This window comes from Kitasatospora sp. NPDC004614 (assembly GCF_042873675.1).
Classification (GTDB): domain Bacteria; phylum Actinomycetota; class Actinomycetes; order Streptomycetales; family Streptomycetaceae; genus Kitasatospora.
On sequence record NZ_JBIALR010000001.1, the window covers coordinates 543,529 to 566,412 of the forward strand.

General features: G+C 72.0%; 11 protein-coding genes. 6 read left to right on the plus strand and 5 right to left on the minus strand.

Annotated features, from left to right (window positions below):
- Window positions 1-453: 453 nt before the first annotated feature.
- Together ACFYST_RS02275 and paaI are read left to right on the plus strand one after the other, a co-directional pair.
- A complete protein-coding gene (locus ACFYST_RS02275; RefSeq protein WP_387859292.1) occupies window positions 454-14,766 on the plus strand; it encodes a hypothetical protein in 14,313 nt (4,770 codons plus the stop codon).
- A 158-nt stretch (window positions 14,767-14,924) separates the two neighbouring features.
- Window positions 14,925-15,335, plus strand: a complete 411-nt coding sequence (gene paaI, locus ACFYST_RS02280) for a hydroxyphenylacetyl-CoA thioesterase PaaI (protein ID WP_387859293.1) — start codon at window positions 14,925-14,927, stop codon at window positions 15,333-15,335.
- A 35-nt stretch (window positions 15,336-15,370) separates the two neighbouring features.
- Here paaI and ACFYST_RS02285 read toward each other — a convergent pair whose 3' ends face one another.
- Window positions 15,371-16,231: an ABC transporter permease gene (locus ACFYST_RS02285; protein WP_387859295.1), complete on the minus strand. Its 861-nt coding sequence runs from the start codon at window positions 16,229-16,231 to the stop codon at window positions 15,371-15,373.
- Window positions 16,228-17,139: an ABC transporter ATP-binding protein gene (locus ACFYST_RS02290; protein WP_387635552.1), complete on the minus strand. Its 912-nt coding sequence runs from the start codon at window positions 17,137-17,139 to the stop codon at window positions 16,228-16,230. The genes ACFYST_RS02285 and ACFYST_RS02290 overlap by 4 nt, the downstream gene beginning before the upstream one ends.
- A gap of 133 nt (window positions 17,140-17,272) precedes the next feature.
- Here ACFYST_RS02290 and ACFYST_RS02295 point away from each other — a divergent pair, with 133 nt between their 5' ends.
- Both ACFYST_RS02295 and ACFYST_RS02300 read left to right on the plus strand, forming a co-directional pair.
- Window positions 17,273-18,469, plus strand: a complete 1,197-nt coding sequence (locus ACFYST_RS02295) for a sensor histidine kinase (protein ID WP_387859296.1) — start codon at window positions 17,273-17,275, stop codon at window positions 18,467-18,469.
- Window positions 18,466-19,128: a response regulator gene (locus ACFYST_RS02300; protein ID WP_387859297.1), complete on the plus strand. Its 663-nt coding sequence runs from the start codon at window positions 18,466-18,468 to the stop codon at window positions 19,126-19,128. Before ACFYST_RS02295 ends, ACFYST_RS02300 begins: the two co-directional genes overlap by 4 nt.
- A 249-nt stretch (window positions 19,129-19,377) precedes the next feature.
- Here ACFYST_RS02300 and ACFYST_RS02305 read toward each other — a convergent pair whose 3' ends face one another.
- Together ACFYST_RS02305 and ACFYST_RS02310 are read right to left on the minus strand one after the other, a co-directional pair.
- Window positions 19,378-19,746: a DUF6193 family natural product biosynthesis protein gene (locus tag ACFYST_RS02305; RefSeq protein ID WP_387859298.1), complete on the minus strand. Its 369-nt coding sequence runs from the start codon at window positions 19,744-19,746 to the stop codon at window positions 19,378-19,380.
- Between the two features lie 34 nt (window positions 19,747-19,780).
- On the minus strand, window positions 19,781-20,464 hold the full coding sequence (locus ACFYST_RS02310; RefSeq protein WP_387859299.1) for a polymorphic toxin-type HINT domain-containing protein: 684 nt from the start codon (window positions 20,462-20,464) through the stop codon (window positions 19,781-19,783).
- A 212-nt stretch (window positions 20,465-20,676) separates the two neighbouring features.
- Here ACFYST_RS02310 and ACFYST_RS02315 point away from each other — a divergent pair, with 212 nt between their 5' ends.
- Together ACFYST_RS02315 and ACFYST_RS02320 are read left to right on the plus strand one after the other, a co-directional pair.
- Complete coding sequence (locus tag ACFYST_RS02315; protein WP_387635538.1) at window positions 20,677-21,150, plus strand: hypothetical protein; 474 nt, start codon at window positions 20,677-20,679, stop codon at window positions 21,148-21,150.
- Window positions 21,147-21,500: a hypothetical protein gene (locus tag ACFYST_RS02320; protein WP_387859301.1), complete on the plus strand. Its 354-nt coding sequence runs from the start codon at window positions 21,147-21,149 to the stop codon at window positions 21,498-21,500. The genes ACFYST_RS02315 and ACFYST_RS02320 overlap by 4 nt, the downstream gene beginning before the upstream one ends.
- A 116-nt stretch (window positions 21,501-21,616) precedes the next feature.
- Here ACFYST_RS02320 and ACFYST_RS02325 read toward each other — a convergent pair whose 3' ends face one another.
- The gene (locus tag ACFYST_RS02325; protein WP_387859303.1) at window positions 21,617-22,873 is read right to left on the minus strand and encodes a phenylacetate--CoA ligase family protein; all 1,257 of its coding nucleotides are present in this window, start codon (window positions 22,871-22,873) and stop codon (window positions 21,617-21,619) included.
- Window positions 22,874-22,884: the final 11 nt, after the last annotated feature.

The window sequence follows — 22,884 nt, forward strand, 5'->3', positions numbered from 1 at the left end:
GCTCCGCGCAGTGAGTCGCAGCCTGCCGCGCAGGTTCACGAGTCGGTGCCGCGTCAGGAGAGCGTCGCGCCCGCGCGTGAGCAGATGGCGCCGCGCGGCGAGTCGCAGTCTGCTGCGCCTGTGCATGAGTCGGTGCCGCGTCAGGAGTCGGTGGCTCCGGCGCGCGAGAATGTCGCTCCGCGCAGTGAGTCGCAGCCTGCCGCGCAGGTTCACGAGTCGGTGCCGCGTCAGGAGAGCGTCGCGCCCGCGCGTGAGCAGATGGCGCCGCGCAGCGAGTCGCAGCCTGCTGCGCCTGTGCATGAGTCGGTGCCGCGTCAGGAGTCGGTGGCTCCCGCGCACGAGAACGTCACCCCGCGCGGCGAGTCGCAGCCTGCCGCGCAGGTTCACGAAACAGCGCCGCGTCAGGAGAGCGTTGCCCCGGCCGCCGAGCGGTCTGTGCCGCGTCAGGAGTCGGTGGCTCCCGCGCACGAGAATGTCGCCCCGCGCAGCGAGTTGCAGCCTGCGGCGCCGGCCCACGAGTCGATCCCGCGTCAGGAGAGTGCCAACCAGCCTGGCGCGCACGACAGTTCGGCGCCGGACGGGTTCACCCCGCAGAACGATCCGCGGGAGCCGAGGCCGAGCGGCGCGTCCGCGATGCCCAACCTGTCAGGTGTGCTCGGCGGTGCCGGGCAGTTGGCGGGGGCCGGGGGTACCCATCTGGACGGTGGGACCCGCCTGTCCGCAGGGCCGGCGACGGTCCGTCCGGCGGGGCCGGAGCAGGTGGCCGCGCACCTCGGGCCGGACGGTCCGGGCGATGCCCCGGCCGCCGCGAGCACCACGCAGAGCCCGATGGCCGGTGCGCCGATGGCGGGCGGGTTCACGCCCGGCCCGGTCGGCGGTGTCGGCGGTGTCGGCGGGCACGGCGGGTCCGGGGCTTCGGCCCACGCCACGCCGTCCCCGACCGTCCCGCACCAGGGCGGTGCCAAGCCGGCCACCACCCCGGACCCGAACGCCGCCCCGGCCGCTGGCACGATCCGCCCCGGTGCGGGTCGCGCCCCCGAGGCAGGCAGCAACGGCAAGCCGACGGCGGAGCAGGCCCACGACCAGCTGCTGGACCGTCAGCGGCAGGAACGCCAGACCGAGCTCGACCGGCTCGGCCGGGCGACGAACGTCCGAGACGCCGTCCAGCAACTCGGTCGTACCCAGCGGCCCGGCCAGCGGCTCCGTCGTCCGGCCGACGCGGACCGGCTGCGGCAGGACATGCCCGGTATGACGCCGGAGCAGCGGGCGCAGGAGCTCGCCAACCTGAAGCCGGAGAACCGGCGTTGGCTGGCCCAGGACCCCGAGTTCGTGGACACGCTGAAGTCCTCGCTGCCGCCGAAGGACTTCGCCAAGGTGGCCGCCGACCTGATCGTGCACGTGGACCCGCGGGCCGAACAGGCCCCGTCCGCGCGCCACGAGGCGCAGCAGCAGGTCGCCCGGATGCTCCAGGACCCGGACACCGCCGCACAGTTGATGAAGAGCGGCGCGGACGTGGTGATCGTCCCGAAGGACGTCCGGATGACCGACGTCCCCGAACTGCACAACCTGCGCGGCGGGACCAACGACTCCGACGCGGGCGGCGGTCGCGGCTACGACGACATGCGCGGCTCCGGCGGCAAGCACTCCGCCGTCACCGAGGAGAACCTGCTCGGCGAGCGCACCACGATCGGCGCGGGCGGCCACTACGCGGACGGGTACTCCACCACCACGCACGAGTTCAGCCACACGCTGCACGAGCACGGGCTGACCCCCGCGGACAAGCAGACGATCACGGACGCCTTCAACAAGAAGAAGGCCGACGCCCAGGACCCGACGAAGTCCGTGCAGTGGCCGGACGGTTCGAGGCCCGGCAACTACTCCTCGCAGGACCAGCACGAGTACTTCGCGCAGGCCACCAACGCCTACCTGGGGACGAACCACGGCCACGACGCGTTCACCCGCGAGCCGCGCAACAACGGCCCGGAGTGGGTGAAGCAGCACGAGCCCGACCTGTACCCGCTGCTGAAGAAGCTGTACGGCGAGAACCCGTCCGCCATCCACGACGGCCCGGCGAACCCGGTGCGCGAGACCACCGCGCAGAACGCCGCGTACGACGGCTTCCGCGAGTTCATGCAGCACGTGGACGGCACCCCGACCCCCACCGGCGAGCACGTCCCGCCGGCGACCGAGCACACGCCCCCTGCGGCTGATCGCACACCTGCGCCGACCGAGCACCAGCCCCCGACGGGTGACCGATTGCCGCACCCGCCGCCGCCCGCCACCAGCGCGGAGTACCAGCACAAGATCGACGGCAAGAAGACCTTCGAGACCCTCGACAGGTTCCTCAGCGACTCCCCGGAGTTCCAGCAGGTCCGCGAGCAGGTGCGGGGTTACGACCGGGACGAGCTGAAGACCGGCGACACGAACGCGGTGCTCTCCCAGTACCGGAACGAGAAGCTCCAGCACGTGGATGTGCTGTCGCGCAACGCCGAGCAGCTCCCGAAGGCGATCGCCAAGGTCGACGAGCGGTTGCAGGCGGTCGAGCACGAGCTGACCACCGGCAACCACCCGCCCGAGCGGGTCGCCGAACTCCGGTCGCAGCGCGAGGGGTTGGAGAACGCCAAGGCGAGCATGCAGGAACAGCGCGACCGGATGGCGATCTTCGAGCACGAGCGGCTCAAGGACCCCGCGCTGGCCCGGGCCCGGTACGAGGCCGAGGTCCGGGTCCTGCCGGGCAGCATCGAGCGGATCAAGGCCGAGCAACTGCGCAACGACGCCCTGCTGGCACAGGCCACGCAGCACCGGGAGGACGGAAAGCAGCCCGACGGCAGTTACAAGAACAAGGTTCACAACGACCGGTACGAAGACCTGAAGACTCACAAGAAGAACCTGGCCAAGGATCTCACGCAGCGCGAGAACGACCTTGCGACGGCGCAGGCGGAGATCACGAAGCCGGCCCCGTCGGCAGCCCCGGCGGGCAGCACCCGCAGGGGCGGGGTGGAGGCGCCGGCCAGCAAGGAGGCCTGGACGGACTTCGACAACACCTACCGCAAGGCGTTCGGGTACTCCGACCAAGGCGTGATGGGCCATCAGCCGCACGCCGAGAAGGTCGTGGCCCGGATGGAGAACCACGCCCCCTCGATCGGGCCGGCGAACATCAACCGCAACCACGTGATCGCCGACTACATGGTGCACAAGTACGTCACGGCGGCCGTGTTCAAGGCGCGTGCGATGGACGAGGGCGACCATCGGGCGGCCTCGGACGCGTTCGGAGACTTCGTCTCCGCGATGTCCCCGGACCAGCACCGGATCTACGACGTATACGGCAAGAAGGCCCAGGCCCGGATCGGCACGGAGGTCTACGACCTGGCCGGGCTGAGGGAGCACGAGCTGACCCGCACTCCCGGCACCGTCGATCTGAAGGCGACGTACGGCAATGAGCGGTTGCCGGGCGCGTTCGAGACCACCGGGATCACCGACCACGGCAGCGCCGAGACCGCGGCGAAGAACCTGGAGCGAGAACTCGGCCGGTCCGGCCTGGACGTGCCCGCCCGCGAGCAGCTCAACCGGTTGAACGCCGCAGTGGCCGGGGTGCACCCGGACAACCCGACCGCGAAGCAACTCGCCGACGTGCACGGGGCGGTGGGCGCGGTCCACCAGAAGATCAAGGAACAGGCGGTCGACGACCTGGCGCTGGTCCACGGCGTCACCGGGCCGCAGAAGCTGGACGAGGCGGCGGCCGTGCTGACCAAGGCCGCCGAGGGGAAGGGCGGGCTGCAGACGCCCGAGCAGCAGCAGCGGCTGGCCGGGAAGTTGGACGACCTGGCCGACCACCTCCAGGCGGCCGGCAAGGACCCGAAGCCGGTCCGCGACCTGGCGGGCGACCTGCGCGACCACCCGGAGCGGCTCACCGCGGACCGGTACGGCGCCGTCGCGGACAAGCTGACGAACGACCGGCCCGCCGTGCGGGATCGCGAGGTCGACACGCTGCTGAAGGAGCCGGTTCCGAAGGGCACGGTCCGGCGGACGGCGGAGGGCCCGGCGGAGCGCGAGGTGAAGGCCGCGCAAAAGACGGTGACGGAGCGCGAGAAGACCATCGCCAACACGAAGAAGGACTTGGCAGCCGCCGAGGCCACGCACGCCACCGCCGAGCAAGCGGCCCAGAAGTCCGCGAAGGCCGCCGCGGACAACCCGACGACCGCGAACAAGAACAAGGCGGAGGCCGACGTCAAGGCCGAGCAGAAGGCCAAGGCCGCAGTCGACAAAGTCGCGAAGAAGCTGGGCGAGGAGGAGGCCAAGCTGCGCGGGGACAAGCAGCACCTGGACGCCAACAAGGCACTGCGCGACCGGGTGAAGGCGGTCTACGCCGAGCAGGTGTCGGGAGTCACCAAGCCCTCGCCCGCGCAGAAGAACGACGCGGGCCGGGTGGCCCGGGCGACCGTCGACCTGGAGACGGTCGGCAAGCAGTACGGCGGCTCGTACGCGCGCGCCGGGGACGGGGCGAAGCACCCGGCCGCGATGTTCGAGCAGGCACTGACCGCACACCTCGACGATGTGCCCGCGCTGATCGAGAAGCTCACGGCCGACCTGTCCAACAGCGCCTCCAACCTGCGGTTCGGCGATGAGTGGGTGAACAAGTGGATCCAGAACTTCCTGGACCCGCACATCATCCGCGAGCCCGATCTGCTGACCGCCGTCGCCCACGAGCAGTTGCCGCCCGAGGTACTGTACGCGCCGCACACCGCCGACCTGTTGCAGGCGGTCCGCAGCCTGGAAGCGAACGGCCTGGTGCCGCTCGAGCTGCGCGACCTCATGGCCCCCAAGACCCAGGCCGACCTGGAGCACCTCCGGACGGCCGAGAAGCTCAGCGACAGCTCGACGATCGTCGTCGAGGACCTCGGCATCCCGTCCCCGCACGCCGCCAAGCTGCCGGTCTCTTCGTCCGGTGAGTTCGCCAACCGCGCAGACGCCACCAAGCTGACGGACGAGCAGCTTCAGCGCCTCGGCGTGGAGGGCCTGTACCGGCCCGACCACGTGCCGCAGCCGGCGCCCGACCACGACGTGGTGATGGCCGACGCCAGCCAGCCCACCGCCCACACCCCCGACGGGGACGTGCAGATGCACGACGGGACGGCGGACGCCGCGGGGCCCGGCCGCAAGCGCCGCCGGGACGACAGCGAATCCGACGAGGAGTTCAGTCGGGAGACCGCGCGCCTCCGCCTGGACGACCCCACCCCGCCCCCGCCGCCCCCGCCGCCGCCCGCGGCCACCGGGCACGGCGCGGGCACCGGCACTCGCGGGTTCGGCAGCCCGGCTGCGCCGCCGCCCCCGCCGCCGCCCGCGGCCACCGGGCACGGCGCGGGTACCGGCACGCGTGGGTTCGGCAGCCCGGCTGCGCCGCCGCCCCCGCCGCCGATGGGCAGCGTCCACGAGGGCGCGTCGGTCTTCGGACACCAGCCGCCGCCGCCCCCGCCGCCGAGCGCTGTCCACGAGGCGCCGTCCCACGACGCGCCGCCGGTGCACGAAGAGCCGTCGCACGAGCAGCCGCACGCCGCCCAACAACCGCCGCACGCCGAGCCGTTGCTGCCGCCGCCCGGCACGGTGGAGCGCTGGCTGGTGCAGAACCCGGCCGAGCTGATGTCGCAGGCGCCGGTGACGGTGAACTACGCCGACGGCGCGATGCAGCGGATGCCCGGGCTGAACCAGCAGCAGGCCAACTCCTTCGTCGCCGCCGTCGAGAAGGCGGACCAGCACTGGTTCACGCTGGTACCGGACCGCAACCACGTCGGGGCGGGCAAGAACGGCTTCGTGCTGACCCCGGCCTGGGAGAAGTACGCCGAGCACGACCCGTCGTTCCCGCGTCCCCCGGCCGGCACCGCGCTGCCCGCGCCGCAGCCCGACCACCACTACGTGACCGGTTCGTACGTGCCGTACAAGACCGGCCGCCCGGACCCGAACCTGCCCGACGCGATCGGCAAGACCGTGGTCCCGATGCACCCGGACCCGTCCCGGCCGAACGACGGCCTGGTGCTGACCGGCGGCATGAACGGCTGCGCGTTCGCGATCACCGACGTGACGCCGCACGAGTTCACCGTCTGGCACGTCCAGTCGTACTCGGCGTCCTCGAACCTCGGGATGACCGCGGACTTCCGGGCGACCAAGTCGGTCACCGACTGGTTCGGCGTCGAGGAGTACATGACGCCCGGTCAGTCGCGGCCGTTCGCGGTCACCAACATGCTCAAGCACGGCGCGCACGGCTGGGAGGTGATCAGCCACGAAGTGGTGGACCACGGCGGCGAGTTCGGGGTCGGCCGGCAGAACCGGCGTCCGCTGAACTTCACCCCGCCCACCGAGGCCGACCGGGTCCGGATGACGGTCGGCACGTACGAGGTGACCGCCCGCGAGCAGTTGAGCAACTTCGACCGGGCGGCAGAGTTGGCGCTGCGCGAGTTCGACCGCAACAGCCCCGGGTACCGCGTGCTGGAGCAGCAGATCGGCGAGTTCCGCGGCCGTCTGACGGACCAGCTGGACACCGTGGCCGCTCTTCAGCAGTCCGGCCGCAGCCTCCAGGACGTGCGCAACGCCGCTCAGCAGCTGACCGACAACGCCGCGCAGCTCGGGCGGGCCGCGAATGACAGCAAGCTGCTGATCGAGGGCACCATGCGGGCGCTGCTGAAGGAGCCCGTCGGGTACGGCGCGGACGCCGAGCCGCACTCGCGGCAGGGGAAGATCGACACCATGCTGGAGGCCCTCGAACCGCAGCGGGGCGGCCACTGGATCGAACGGATGAACCAGGACAGCGCGAAGCAGCTCCAGGCCCACAACGCGGCCCCGGCCACCAGCGAGGGTTTCGGCTCGCCCGCTGCCGACCAGCGCGGTGCCCCGCCGGTCGAGCACGTGACCGGTCGGGACGTGGAGCCGATGGACATCGAGACCCCGCCCTCAACCGACGTGCGCCAGGCGCCAGTTGAGCAGGGTGGAGACACCGCGCCCCGGGAGCAGGGTGGAGGCGCCGCGCCCCGCGAGCAGGGCGGAGACACCGCGCCCCGCGAGCAGGCCCGCAACGACCGCAAGCGCGGACGGGAGGACGACGAGCCGACGCTGCGCCGGGAGACCGAGCCGACCGGGCCGCAGGCCAAGCGGCAGCGCACCCCCGCGTACGAGAACACCGACGCCGTCATGCACGACCGCGGCTACCAAGCGGTGGGCCCGCAGCACGAGTTGACCGGGCAGCTGGTCGACTACCTCGGTGGCGCACCGAAGTTGCATCCGCCGATGAGCAACTCGCTGCTGCAGAAGGTCAATCCGCACCAGTCGCCGGTCCGGCCGGTCGAGGGCTTCCAGCCCGGCAACGACCTGAAGGCCTGCTTCGAGAACGTCGAGGCGTACCGGGACACCCACTTCGGGCGGCCCCGGGTTTCCGGCCAGACCCTGAACGGCACGGTCGAACCGATCCCCGGCAACGTCCTGTGGAAGCGGCACGACGGGCCCGCGCTGTTCGGCGAAGGGCCGGGCGCGGTCAACGAGTTGATGGCGAAGGTGAAGGCCGGTGGGCCCGGCAGCTTCGCCACCGTACTGGGCGCCGGGCCGACCGGCGCCGGCCACGCCGTCGCGCTGGTCCACGACCGGGACGGCGCACTGCGCTGGGCCGACCTGACCGACCGCCGGGTGGTCGCCGCCAGGCCCGGGGAGATGCCCTACAGCTTCGACCCCTCCTGGACGGTGTGGGCCTCCGTCGCGGACCGGCACGAGACCAACATCTCCGGGCCGCACGACCCCCAATTCATGGAGCGCTACAGCACGTTCACCCGCGGCGAGCCGTCGCACGACACGTCCGAGCCGATGGACATCGACGACGGCTTCGGCACCGAGAGTCCGTCCCGGACGGAGGTGCTGGACGAGCACCCGGGCGGTGCGCCGAACGACGCTGCGCCGCAGCCGGGCGCCCCGCAGCCGAACAGCCGGACCTCGTCCGGCGACGACGGACTGGACGCGCCGGGGCTGACGACGCCCAGCATCCCGCCGCCGAGCACGCCCGGCGGTGCCAGCGGCCACGTGGCGGGTGGCCCGAACCCGGCTGGTGGCCCGGCCTCGACGGGCAGCGGCAGCCGTGCGACGGGCGGACCGAACCGCCCCCGGTCGGCCTCGGCCCCTGCCGAGTTCGGACCGCGCACGCCCGCCACCCCGGCCCGGTCCGAGACCGTCGCCGCTCCCGTCCGGCCGGAGACCGCCACCGGCCCGGTCCGGGCCGAGAGCGCCGCTGCTTCGGTCCGGTCCGAGACCGTCACGGAACCCCGCACCGGGACGGGCCCGGAGAACCCCCTGCGTCCGACTTCCCCCGAGGGGGTCGAGCGCGCCGCGTCGCTTGCACCGAACTCCGAGCACACGCTTGAGCCGGAGTTGGGGCCGCCCGGGTTGAAGTCTGAGCGCGCGCCTGAGGCGGAGCTTGTGCCGCCGGCGCCGAAGTCCGAGTACCTGCCCTCGGCGGAGCCCGCGTCGCCCGGGTCGAAGTCTGAGGGCGCGCCTGAGGCGGAGCTTGTGCCGCCGGTGCCGAAGTCCGAGTACCTGCCCCCGGCGGAGCCCGCGTCGCCCGGGTTGAAGTCTGAGGGCGCGCCTGAGGCGGAGCTTGTGCCGCCGGTGCCGAAGTCCGAGTACACGCCCCCGGCGGAGCCCGCGTCGCCGACGCCGAAGTCTGAGCACGCGCCTGAGGCGGAGCTTGTGCCGCCGACGCCGAAGTCCGAGCACACGCCCCCGGCGGAGCTTGCGCCGCCCAGGTCGAAGTCCGAGCACACGCCCTCGGCGGAGCCCGCGTCGCCGACGCCGAAGTCTGAGCGCGCGCCTGAGGCGGAGCTTGTGCCGCCGGTGCCGAGGTCCGAGCACACGCCCTCGGCGGAGCTTGCGTCGCCCGGGTCGAGGTCCGAGTACACGCCCCCGGCGGAGCTTGCGTCGCCCGGGTCGAAATCTGAGCACACGCCCTCGGCGGAGCCCGCGTCGCCCGGGTCGAAGTCTGAGCGCGCGCCTGAGGCGGAGCCTGCGTTGCCGACGCCGAAGTCCGAGTACGCGCCCCCGGCGGAGCCCGCATCGTCCGCGCCGAAGTCCGAGCACACGCCCCTGGCGGAGTTCCCGCCGCCCGGGCGGCGGGTGCCGGTGGCGGGGGACGGGTACTGCCTGCTCCGGGCGGTCGCGGTCGGCGCGCCAGAACTGGCGGGGCCGCACCAGCTTCAGGCCGCGGTCGGGGGCCACTTCCGGTCGCTGCGTCCGGAGGAGTGGCCTACCGAGGTGGTGTCCAACTACCGCAACAACCTGCTCGGTCGGCCGGACCTGCCCGCCGGTGACCTGCTGGCGTACGTCCGTGCCGAGGACCGTTCCAACTTCACGGGGCTGACCGTCGAGCAGCTGCGGGAGTCCGTCGGCGCGTACCTGACCGAGCACCAGCCGCTTCCGGCGGGCCACGAGCGGGCGGCGCTGATCCGGACCGTCCAGGAGTGGGACACCCGTTGGGGGAGCACCGAGGGCGAGATGCTTCCGGCGGCGACCGCCCACGCGCTGGGTCTCCGCCTGCGGGTCGTCGACCACGACGGGATCACCCAGGCCGTCTTCGGCCCCACGGACGGCCGCCCGGTGACGGTGTACCGCGCCAGCGACCACTACGACGGCAGCGAACCGCCGACGCACACCCGGGAGACCGACCAGACGCCGCAGCCGGCCCCGGAGGCCGAGCAGCAGCAAACGCACACCGCCCCGGAGACCGACCACACGCCGCCGCCGACCCCCGAGGCCGAGCAGCCGCCGTCCCACACCGCCCCGGAGGCCGAGCAGCAGCAACCGCACACCGCCCCGGAGACCGACCACACGCCGCCGCCGACCCCCGAGGCCGAGCAGCCGCCGTCCCACACCGCCCCGGAGGCCGAGCAGCAGCCGCACCCGGCCCCCGAGCCGGCGCCGCAGCAGCCGCACCCGGCCCCCGAGCCGGCGCCGCAGCAGCCCGCCGCCGTCGCGCCGAAGCCGATCGCGGGTACCGACCTGGTGGTCGGTCTGACCGGCAACGAGGCGGCCGTCCGGAAGAAGGTCATCGACGTCATCGCGCAGGCCGTCCCGGGCGACCGGGCGGCGGCCCGGGCGTTCGCGGATGCGCATTTCGGGCCGGCCACGCTGCGCCCGATGCTGGGTGCGCTCTCGCGGGGCGAGGTGTGGACGGCGCCGTTCGAGGGCAACGGCTGGAGCGGCAGCGTGAAGCTGCGCGGCCAGGTCACCGAGTCTACGCATCTGCGTACCGAGAAGATCGAGTTCGAGAACGGCGCCGACCGTACCGTGGCGACCGGGACCAATCGCGGTGCGCAGTGGCAGTTCAACCTTGGCGTCCAGGCCCGGGAGGGGCGTGGGATCGGCGAGCCGTCGGAGCTCGTCGCTTACTACCACGACCGCGGTCAGGCCGAGGTCAACCTGGATCTGGGCGGCATGGTGGCGCGGTCGAAGACCAGCGGGCCCGCCGAGGTGTTCGAGTCGACGATGCGGCTGGAGCTGGACTTCGGCGACCTGCGCCACAACGGTGAGCCGGTGCGCGCCGAGGGGCAGGGCCGTACCGAGGCGGTGAACATCGACCTGACGGTGGCCGTCCCCGAGCGGCTCGAGGCCCCGGCGGCCGGCGAGCAACGGGTGCCCCCGCAAAGGCTGTTGGACGGTCGGGTCGGCGGCCAGGAGATCGTGCTCGACCTCGCGCCGCGTGATACGGCAGGGAACCGTCCGCCGGTGGAGGCGCTGCTCGACCGTGCGGACGCGGCGGGCCGGCAGGAGTTCGGCGGCGACTGGCCCGCAGTGCGCGAGAAGGTGCTCGCGGAGGTCGACTTCGCCCGTCTCCAGCGGGACTTGAAGAGCATGACGGCCGGCGAGCCGGTGTCCGTCACGCTCACCGACCGGCGCGGCAAGCAACTCGGCGAGGTGGAAATCACCGCGCGGGTCGGCGAGTTGAGGCAGACCGGCACCACCAAGGAGACCGAGTTCAACATCGGCACCGCGGTGCAGCAGGTGCGCAGCACCTCCTCGAACAGCGGCCACGCGGGTCAACTCGGATTCTCCGCAGCGGTGAAGCCGGGCACCGGCCTGATCGGTGGCGGCGGCGCTGGGCGGCTCGGCCGCGACCACGTGGAGATCAGCGGTGAGGCCCGGACCGCGCAGCTGACCAGCAAGTCGAAGGTGCCCGGCGTGATCTACGACGGCACCGTCCACTTCGATCTGAAGTTCAACGGCAAGTCCGTTGCGCACGACGCGGGTTCGGCGGACCTCCGGGTGCTGGTCGATCGCGCGGACACCAGCGCGGACACCAGCGCGGACACCACCGCGGAGCACACCGCAACCGCACAGCAGCCGGCCGAGGTGGCCGCCCCGCCGGACAGCGTCTGGCGCGGCGGCGACGACCGGGGCGGGCTCGGCGAGACCGTGGTGGTTCGAGACCTGGAGAGCACGGCGGGGCTTCGCGAGGCGCTGGACCGCAAGGGGCGTGAGCGGTTCGGCGAGGACTGGAACTCCGTCCGCGACCAGGTGATGCAGGGGTTCAGCCAGCCGAACCTGGCGGCCCGGCTGACCGGGATGACCCGCGGTGAGGCGCTGGAGGTGAAGATCCCGGGCAAGGAGGGCCTGGTCGTCAAGGCCGTCGCCCGGGTCGAGGAGATGACCTACCGCCGCGAGGACGGCAAGGCGGAACTCAACACCGTCAACGAGACAGGCGCGTTCAGCGTGGCCCGTCGCCTCGGCGCGCGCACCACGATCGAGCAGGGCCAGCTCGGCGGCGCCGTCGCCAAGGGCACCCCGGGCGCCGAGCTCGGCGCCACCGCGTCCGGTCAGCAGCGCCGGCGTGTCGGCGGCCAGGGCCGGCAGGCGGACCGGGTGTACGCCAGCGGCAAGTACAGTGCCCCGCAGGTCATTTACGGGGCCAGGCTGGTGGTGGACGTGCACGTCGGCCGGCCCGGCGAGGCGGTCGGCGGCCGTCCGGACGTCTCGGCGCCGGTCAAGGTCGAGGTGGGCCTGGACGCGCGGGAGACCGTCAAGGCCGAGGCGCCGTCCACCGGGAGCTTCACGCGTCCGGAACAGCGGCCCGAGAGCACGGCGGCCCCCGCCGAGGCGGCCACGCACACCGCGCCGCGCCGGATGACCGAGCGCCACGAGCTGAACGCTTCCTACGTGGTGCACAGCCTCAGCGGCGCCGACAAGGTGCGTGCGGCGGTGGAGGACGCGGTGCGGACGAAGCACGGCGAGCCGTCGGAGGAGGTGAAGCAGCGGATCGGGGCGAGCTTCGACCGGGTCGCGCTCAGGGCGCAGCTCTCGCAGCTCACCCGCGGCGGGCGGATCACCGAGACGGTGGCCGGCAAGACCTGGTCGGCGGAGGTCACCGTCACGGCCAGGCTGGGGGAGTCCACGTACCACTCCCAGGCCGCCAAGTACGAGTTCGAGTCCGGGACGCGCACGTCCAGCGGCCAGGGCACTCTGCGCGACAGCCGGGACCGGCTGAACGGCGGTGGCCAGGTCAGGGCGAAGGCCCCGTTCGTGGCCGTCACCGGCGGCTACACGTACCGGATGGACCGCAGCTACGGCCAGGCGACGGAGACCGTCGGCTCGGCCTCGAACCGGGGCAAGCACGTCGAGCCGGCCGTGTTCTTCGACGTCGCCGTGCCGTACGACGTCACCGTCGCGTTCAAGCGGCTGGGTGTGCCCGACGGCTCGCACACGGCGCCGGTGGAGACGGTGGCGCGGGTGGCCGTTCCGATGCGTGACGCCGAGCCGGTGTCCGGGCCGGTCGAGCGGACCACGGCGACGCAGCCGAAGGGCTTCGTGGAGGGGCGGCGCCTGGACTCCTCGGCGATCGTCACCGACATCCACGCGCTGCCCGGGCCGACGGCCGGGGCTCCCCGCCGGACGCTCGGCGAGTCGGTCCTGTCGCAGGTGGAGTCCGGCTGGAAGCCCGGCGGGCTGCGCGCGTTGCGGCGGAGGCAGGCCGGGCAGCCGGAGTTGACGCGCAACCCGTTCGGCCGCGACTGGGCGGGCATCCGGAGCAAGCTGGACGCCGAACTCACCCCCGACCGGCTCCAGTCCAGGCTCAAGGGCATGACGGCGGGCGACGAGATCGTCGTGCGGCACGGGCGGACCACCGTCCGAGTCGGCGCCCAACTCCGCGACCGGATGGAGTACTTGGGCGACGCGGGCACCACCGAGTTCAACGCCGGAACCGACGTGCAGCGCAGCTTCGCGCACACCGGCGGCACCGGCAGCGGCCACCAGGGCGCGCTCGGGGCGGTCGCCTCCGTCCCCGTACCGGCGGCGCCCGGCGTCTCGGTGACGGCCGGTGTGACCGGCAGCGGTGGCCGCGGCCACGACCAGGTGGACACCCATAACCGCGCCACCGCGACCGGGTCGGCCACCAAGGCCAAGCTGCCCGGCAGCGCGTACGCCGGTGAGGCGGAGCTCCAATTCACCATCTCCCGGAGGCCGTTGGTCGGCACCCAGGTGTGGCAGCGGCGTACGGCGGCGATCGGGTTCGAGACGCTGGTCGAGTCGGGCGAGACCGTGCCGGTGCCGACCGGCACGGTGTCCGGGTCCGGAACCGTCACTGTGCCCGGCGACGGGCAGCCGCGCACCATCACCGTCCGGCCGCCCGAGCCCGTCACCGTCCAGGTGCCGCCGGAGCGGGTCTGGGAGGGCGGCCTGCGCGACACCGACGTGCTGCGCTGGCTCGGCGACGTCGGCGGCGTGCAGGACCTGGTGCGGCTGCGCGGCCCGGAGTACTTCGGCAAGTCGGCCTGGAAGGAGATGGAACCGGTGGTCGGGACGATCACCTCGCACGGCCACCTCTCGGCGCTGTTCGGCACCGCCACCCAGGGCATGGAGGTGTCGGCGACGGTCCCGTCCAACCGGATCACGCTCGGCGGCGGCAAGGGAGTCGAGGTCGGCGTGAAGGTCGTCTCGCTCGAACACCGGGCGGTCGACGACAAGGTCGAGCTGAGCCCGGCCAACGCCGTCTCGGCCGGCAGCACGCGTTACGACCTGTCGACGGGCAACGCGGGCGTTCAGGGCCAGGTCGGTGCCAAGCTCACCGGCGACGTCACCACCAGCCCGGCGATCGTCGGCGGCGTCCAGCGCCTGTGGCGCGAGGGCGGCGGCCACAGCGACGCCGGCCAGGTGGTGTCGAACGGCAAGTTCGCCGTCCCGATGGCGCGTTACGCCGGGCATGCCGAGGTGGAGGTGACGCTGTTCAACGGTGGCCGAACCCCGGTCAAGGAGAAGGGAGTTGTTCCGTTCGCGGTCGACATCCCGCTGTCCGAGACCACCGCGTCCAAGGTGGCGGGCGACCACTACCTGGCGTTCACCGGGCAGCAGCGGTCCGGTGAACTCCGGGTCGCCGAGGGCGCCTGGCGGCTCGCCGAGGTCCGGCGGCTGCTGGCACCCGACGCGGGCCCGGTCCGTACGCCCGCCGAGCACGAGCGGCTGATCGGCACCGTGCGGCTCGGACAGGCGGTCTACGAAGGGGAGTTCACCGCGAGCACCGAAGCCGGCGCCGCCCATATCCGGGCCACCCACCAGCTGGTCGAACTGGCCGGCGGCACCTCGGAGGGCACCGCCGCCCTGCTCGACGGCCTGCTCGGCGGCACGGACGGCGCGCCGCTGAACGCGGACGACGTGCGCCAGGTGATCACCCACATCGAGCGGAGGACGGCCGAAGGGCCGCTCACGCTCGAGGAGTTGACCGCCGCGGCGCAGAACGGCTGGAACGCCTGATCCACCCGAGGCGGAAGGCCGCCGGGCCCGCTCCAACGGGCTCCGGCGGCCTTCCGATTCCGACAACGAGTGTTTCGGCGTGGGGCGTTGACAGTCGATCTGTCCGGTCGATCTAATGCTGACGCCCGAGCAGCGGGCAGCTCACTGGGGGGAGCCGCATGGGAAGCAGCAGGATCGACTCACTGTTCGAGCGCGACCGGGCCTGCCAGGGCGCGGGCATCGTGCTCGACGAGGTGACCGGCGGCCGGGCGGTGGCCCGGATGAAGGTCACCGCGGAGATGGCCAACGCGCACGGCATCGGGCACGGCGGGTACGTGTTCCTGCTCGCCGACGCCGCGTTCTCCTACGCCTGCAACAGCTACGGCCCGGTAGCCCTCGCGCAGGGTGCGCAGGTCACCTTCCTCGCCCCCGCGCAGATCGGCGACGAGCTGATCGCCGAGGCCGTGGAGCGCACCAGGTCCGGCCGGCAGGGCGTCTACGACGTCACCGTCCGGAGCGCCAGTGGCACGGTGGTCGCCGAGTTCCGCGGCCAGAGCACGCTGGTCGCCGGAGTGCCGCACAGCGCCTGACAGTTGGGCCTCACGGCACCCAGGCACTCCGGGGTTCAGACGTCGCGACGGCTGCCGAAGAACAGGGCGGCCAGCGCGCCGCCCACGGCCCAGGCGGCGTAGACCCACCACTCACCGGCCGGATCGGCCGGGAACGGAATGTGCGGGTTGACCGGCGTGCCGACCAGGTCGTGCAGGACCTGCCAGGCGCGGAACGGCGTCGCGTGGTACAGGCAGGCCGACCAATAGTGGTTCTCGCTCATGAAGTTGGGGATCAGCAGCAGCACCGTGACAGTGGTGACGACGGTCGCCACGCTGTGCCGGACGATGGCCGCCAGCCCGAGGCCGGTCAGCGCGCACACCGGCGGCAGCAGGGTGGAGGCCAACAGCGCCCGCCAGATGCCCGGTTCGGCGAGCGAGATGCCGGCGTGCTTGCTCGACAGCACGGCCTGCGAGGCCCAGAACGACACCGCGGTCGCCACCACGCCGAAGGCCGTCATCACCACCGTCAGCACGACGATCTTCGCGGAGATCAGCGCCCGCCGGGCCGGCACCGCCGCAAAGCTGGTGCGGATCTGGCCCGTTGAGTACTCGCTGACCAGCGCGACCGCGCCCAGGCATCCCGTGATCAGCAGGGTGGCGATGCACGCGTTGTTGGTGAAGGAGGCCGCCAGCGATCCGCCGGGAACGAAGAACTCCCGCATCCCGGGAGAGAAATGGTCCCAGTCGTTCACGTCGGCGATCGCCGCGTTGACGTTCAGGAACACCAGCCCGAGCAGGCCGAGGAGCAGGCCCCAGCGGATCGACCGCAGCGAGATCAGCTTGAACCACTCGCCCAGCAGCAAGTCCCGGAAGCGGGCCCGCGGTTCGTCCACCACGAGCGGTGCGGTGGGGGCGACGGAGGTGAGCGCGGTCATCGGGAGTCTCCTGCGAGGTATTCGACGCTGTCGGCGGTGAGTTCCATGAACGCGGTCTCCAACGAGGCGGCGCTGGTGGCCAGTTCGCGCAGCCGCAGACCGTGCCGGTGCGCGAGGTCGCCGACCGTGTCCGCGTCCAGGCCGGTCACCACCAGCCGCTCCTCCCCGTCGGGCCGCACCTGCGCGCCGGCCGCCGTCAGCACCTCGGCCAGCGCGGTCGCGTCCGGGGTGCGGACGGTGACGCTGCTGCCCCGGCCGCGGGCGGCGAACGTGGACAGCGGCTCGTCGGCGATCAGCCGGCCGCGGCCGACCACCACCAAGTGGTCGGCGGTGTGCTCCATTTCGCTCATCAGGTGGCTGGAGACGAACACCGTGCGCCCCTCGGCGGCCAGCCGCCGGAACAGGCCGCGCACCCAGCGCACACCCTCCGGGTCGAGGCCGTTCAGCGGCTCGTCGAACAGCAGCACCGGCGGGTCGCCGAGCAGCGCGGCCGCGATGCCCAGGCGCTGCTTCATGCCGAGCGAGTAGCCGCCGATCCGCCGCCGCGCCACCCCGGCGAGCCCGACCTCCTCCAGCACCTCGTCCACCCGCCGCAGCGGGATCGCGTTCGTCCGGGCCAGCACCCCGAGATGGGCGGCCGCACTGCGCCCGCCGTGCACGTCGGAGGCGTCCAGCAGCGCGCCGACGTGCCGCAGGCCGCGCGGATGGTCGCGGAAGCGGTGGCCCTGCACGGTGACGGTGCCGCTGGTCGGCTCGTTCAGTCCGATGATCATGCGCAGCGTGGTGCTCTTGCCGGCCCCGTTCGGGCCGAGGAAACCGGTGACGCAACCCGGGCGGACGGTGAAGGTCAGACCGTCGACGGCAACCGTGCGGCCGTAGCGCTTGGTGAGTTCGTTGACTTCGATCACGACAACCACAGTTCCGTGACGGGCCGTCGTCCCGCGTCGGCCTGCCGCCGACACCTCCGGCGGCCGATGTCTACCCAGGTTGTACGCCCCGGGTCCGACGCCCGCCGGCCGGGCGGCTGGCTACGATCACCCCATGCCCGTGAACTCGCCCTCCCTGCTCAGACGCGTGACACCCGGCGGCTGGGCGGCGGTGGCCTGGACGGCCGGCCTCGCGTACTCCTTCGTGGTGCTGGTCCGGCTGCCGGGCGAGTCGCCGGACAACTTCTACCGCGGCCTGCTGATGTCCGACGCCAACCAACGCTGGCTCGCTGTCTGCGCGGTGGTCTCGCTGGCCGGCTGCGTGCTGCTGCGCCGCATGCCGCTGACCGCCCTCGGGCTGCTGCTGGCGGGCGCGGTGTTCGGCGCGTTCGCGATGCACTCCAGCACGATGGACGTCCCGCTGGTCCTCGGCCCCGACGTGGCGCTCTGGTACGTCGCGGCGAGCCTGCCCCGCCGCAAGGTGGTGCTCGGCTCCGGGATGGCCGCCCTGGTGCTGCTCGGCTACCCGATCGGACGGGTGTTCGCCGGCTTCATCATCGGCACCTCCACCGAGCTGGCCGTCCTGCTGACCGCCGCCGTCGCCGTCCTGCTCGGCAACTCCGCCGGGGAGTCCCGCCGGCACGCCGCCGAGCTGAGCGAGAACGCCGCCGCGCGGGCCGTGGCCGGTGAACGGCTGCGGATCGCCCGCGAGTTGCACGACATGGTCGCGCACAGCATCGGCATCGTCGCCCTCCAGGCCGGCGCGGCCCGGCTCGTCCTCACCACCCAGCCGGAGGCCGCCCGGGACGCACTCGGCCAGGTCGAGACCGCCAGCCGCGAAACCCTCTCCGGCCTGCGCCGCATGCTGGTGGCCCTGCGCGCCGCCGAGGACGACGAAGACCGCCCCCCGCTCGCCCCCGCCCCCGGCCTCGCCGACCTCGACCGCCTCGCCCGCTCCACCACTGCCGCGGGCGTCGCCGTCGACCTCCGCTGGCACGGCGAACGCCGCCCCCTGCCGCCCGAGGTGGACCTCTCCGCCTACCGCGTCGTCCAGGAGTCGCTGGCCAACGTGGTCCGCCACGCCGGCGCGCGCTCCTGCAAAGTGACCATCTCCTGCGAGGAGGACTCGGTGTCCGTGGAAGTCCTCGACAGCGGCGGCCTGCGCGGCACCCAGCCCAGCGGCGCGGGCTTCGGCCTGCTCGGCATGCAGGAACGCGTCTCCCTGCTGCACGGCACGTTCGCGGCCGGCCCCCGCCCGACCGGCGGCTTCCGGGTCGCCGCCACCCTTCCCGTCGCGGCGGGTGCCCGATGACCGTCCGCATCCTGCTCGTCGACGACCAGCCGCTCGTCCGCGCCGCCCTCTCCATGGTGGTCAAGGACGCCCCCGACCTGGAGATCGTCGGCGAGGCCGGCACCGGGGACGAAGCAGTGCGCCTGGCCGCGGAGTTGGCCCCTTCCGTGATCGTCATGGACATCCGGATGCCGGGCATGGACGGCATCGAAGCCACCCGCCTGATCACCTCGGGCCCGTCCTCGGCCCACGTCCTCGTCCTCACCACCTTCGACGACGACGAGTACGTCTACGGCGCGCTGCGCGCCGGCGCATCCGGCTTCCTGGTCAAGGACATGGGCCTCGAAGAAATCCTCGCCGCCGTCCGCGTGGTCGCCTCCGGCGAGGCCCTCCTCGCCCCCCGCGTCACCCGCCGCCTGATCGCCGACCTCACCGCCCGCCCCACGCCCGGCAGTTCAAGGCCGCCGCTCGCCCTCACTGCCATCACCGAACGCGAACAGGAAGTCCTCACCCTGATCGGCCGGGGCCTCTCCAACACCGAGATAGCCGAGCACCTCTACCTCAGCGTCACCACCATCAAGACCTACGTCACCCGCCTGCTCTCCAAGCTGGACGCCCGCGACCGCGTCCACCTGGTGATCCTCGCCTACGAGGCGGGCCTGGTGACGGCATCCCGCTGACCTCTTGGGCCGTCAGAAGGGCGGCGCTGTGTGTATTTGGCAGCCGTCGGATTCCTGTGCGCTTCGGCAAGCATCCGGTGAGGACCGTGTATGCCTCGGGACGGAAGCCCAGGGCAGCGTCGATCTGAATTCCCGGCAGGGAATGGCCGCCGTCGATGTGATGCCGCTGGCGCTTTCGGCCCCTGCTGCAAATCGCGCGGTGATAAAGGTGTTGGGCCGCCGCAGAGTGCGGCGGCCCAACAGGTGCTGCTAGCTGTTCAGGTCTTGATCATTGGCGATGATTCCTGCGATCAATTCCGCGAGGAGTTCGGCGGCCTCCCTGGGGTCTTCCGTGAGCAGGAGAACCTGGGCGTCCCTGGACCACGCTTTCGATCGGACGGCATATGTGCCTTCCGATCCCACCGCGACGGTCGGCCACTGCTCATCGATCGGGGCCTTCCAAGCGTACCCATCACGAAACACCACAAGGGTGTTCAGGGAGACGGTGGGAAATACCTGGCGAAGAACCGGGATCTCCGAGGCGGCTTGCAGGAGCGGCCAAAAGAGCGGACTGAACCAGCCATTCGTGCCGTGGGGTGGGCGGAATACGTTGAGGAGGCCCTCCCACTCGGAATCCACGCTTCTGTCTTCCACCCTCGGCCCTTTCTGATTGCTAGCACGGCGCTGGTCCGTTGAAGAACGTGGTTGCTGCTCTCGCTGCTGAATTGCCGCAGATGTATTGAAGCTCAAACGATGTCGGCCTTCCAGGCGCTACTCTTCCGGCCAGCACTCCCTCGACGTCCTGCATCCCCTGAAGATTGAACGATATCTTACCGCCTCCCGCGACGACCCTGTCGATCATGGCTTGACCTGCACTGTCGCTCCAATAGTTTGGGTTCGGGAAGATGTCCTTGAACTCTGGAGCATCGTTCATAACTGCCTGCTGCAAATTGGCGAACTGCCCGAGATTTGCGCCACTTGCGCTATCGAATCTGAACCCGAGCGCGAGATGGATGCCGCAAGGGCCATCTGCGTTGTGTACCAGCACGGGGACAGTCCCGGCCAATACGTAGTATGTGTGGTTGTTTTCGACCGTCAGGTTGAGCATGTCCGCCGTACCCGGCCGCAGTTCAACCGAGGTGATCCGGGCCTGACGGTTCTTGCTTGTGACGAGGACGTGGTCCGGAGCCAGTTGGCCTGCGGGGATCCACTCGTGATCGGTGTCGTCCCAGAACGGATGGTCCGACGTGGTTCGAAGGGTACTGATTGAGCCGGTGCCGTCGACAAGGTTGACGTTGACCAGGTCAATGTCATGGACCGGCGCCCCCTCCCTCTGGGCCATCACCCCCCAGGACACCCTCCACTCCTGGACCGGCACCCGCACCGGCACCCCGGCCGACCCGGCCTTCACCCTCACCGGCCCCAACGCCTGACACCCACCACGGCCGGGCCCCGCTCTCGAACTGACAAGGGCGGGGCCCGGTCTCGTGGTCGGTGCTGGGGACATTCGTCGACGACCTGCTGTGCGGAGCGGGCCCGCGGGCCAACATCCGAGCTACTGTGGATGTCATGACTGCGGCCTACGAGGACGTGCCCTTCAGCGAACTGCTCCACCACCCCGCCGCGACCACGCGCAGACTGGACGCCGTCCGTGCGCTGCGCCTGCGCCGCCGCGACGCGGGCGACCTCGCGCTGATGCGCGTCGAGCAGATGGAACGGGACGCCTCGGTCGTGGACTTCACTTCGCGCCTGCTGGCGGGGCTGGTGCGGACCGAGAACATCGATGCCCTCCGCCAGGCACTGCCCGAAGCCCTGCCGTGGACCACGTTCCTGCCGGCGGAGGACCTCGACACCCTGCTCGCGGAGCTGGTGGACACGGCGTGCGGCGCGGTGGCTCTGGACAACCTGGCCCCGGTCGCAGTCCTGCTCACCCAGTGGCGGCACAGCGCCGAGATCTACGCCGACTCCACCCTCCTCGCCATCCTCACCCGCGAGCCCGACGGCGACCTCGGCCCGGCCCCCATGCCCGAGGTCACGGAGTGAGCCCGAAGCGGGGAGACCGGGCCGCGCCGCCGCCGATCGGCTGTGAGTACGACCTCCGTTTCGCCAACACCGAGGCCGCCGACGGCTGGGATCACCTGGGCCGCCAGGCGGCGGGCAACCTGCGCCGCGCGTTCGAGAAGATCCGTGCCACTCCCCGCGCCGTCGACAACCCCGACCGTCAGCACCGCCTAAAGGGCATGCTCGGTTCCGGCATCTTCAAGGGCCAGGAACTCGAGCGCTGGCAGTACGAGGTCACTGGCGGCGGGCGCATCTGGTACCTGCTGGACGACGCCAACCGCACTGCCTGGATCACCTATGCGGGCACGGGCCATCCCAAGGCCACGGACTGAACCTTCCCCAAGCAGGTCGGTTCAGGCGGCAATGCGGCACTTGCGCCCCAGCCCGGGCCCCGCTCTCGAACTGCGAGAGCGGGGCCCGGCCTCGTTCTGCTGGGCGGCGCGCAGCGTCAGTGGGCGGGGCGTTCGTCGATGACCTGTTGGAGTTTGCCGGTGCGGGGGTTGGTGGTGAGTTCGGCGCGGGGGACCCATTCGATCTGGAGGGGGTGGATGGCGCCGATGGCGGTTTCGTCGGCGTAGGTGGGGCGGGCGTCGAGGATGGCGCGGCGGAGGGTTTCGGTGAGGGTGGCGGGGGGTGGGGTGGTGTGGCCGAGGCGGATGATGAGGCCGTCGCGGTTGTCCCAGCGGCGTTGGACGAGTTGCATGCCGGTGATGTGGTGCTCGGGGTCGTGGGCGAGCAGGACGTCGCGGACCTGCTCGGTGGGCATGGAGACGATGCCGACCCGGGCGCCCTCGGTGGAGCGGCCGAGGAGGCGGAACCGGCGGCAGGTGGCGTCGGTCCATTCGGCGCGGTCGCCCGCGGGGTAGCGGAGGATCGGGACCAGGGTGCGGAACAGGTTGGTGACGACGACGCGGCCGGGGACGCCGGGTTCGGTGATGGGCTCGCCGGTGGCGTCGTCGATCAGTTCGACGATGGTGCGGTTCGGGAAGGCTTCGTGGACGCGCAGGTCGTCGCCGGCGGGGACGGGTCCGGCGACCAGGCCGGCGTCCACGGAGGCGTAGCCGATGGAGGAGAGGGCGGCGTTCGGGAAGGCCGAACGGAGCAGCGGGCGAAGGTCGTTGAAGAGGATGTCGCCGCCGAACAGGATGAGTTCGACCTGCGGGGCGGGCCGGTCCTGCTTGAGCAGGGTCTCGGCGACGGCGGAGAGTTTCATCGGTTCGCCGGCCAGTACGTCCGCGCCGAAGCCGTGGATGACGTCGGCGACGTACTCGTCGGGCGCGGTGGCGATCGGCAGGCGGACGTTGTCGATCGGCGCGTGCTGCAGGGCGTACTCGATGAACAGGAAGCCGCTGTAGAACTCGCCGGCCCGGAACAGGTTGGCGACCTTCTGGCCGGGTTTGAGGCCGGCGTCGACCAGGCCCGCGCCGAACGCGGTGACGGAGTCGACGTGTTCCTCGCGGGTCCAGGGGGAGAACTTGGGCGCGCCGGTGGTGCCGCCGGACTTGTAGACGCAGGCGTCGGTGAGCGGGCCGGTCAAAAGCTGGTTGTCGGGCCAGGAGTTGGCGGCCCAGAAGGCGATCTGGTCGATGACGGGCAGGTCGGTGAGCGAGGTGACGACGGCGGGTACGTCGCGGTAGAGCTCGGCGTAGAACGGCGAGTTGCGGCGGGCGTGGTCGACGAGCGCCTGAAGTGGCTTGGCAGGCATATGAGTTGATC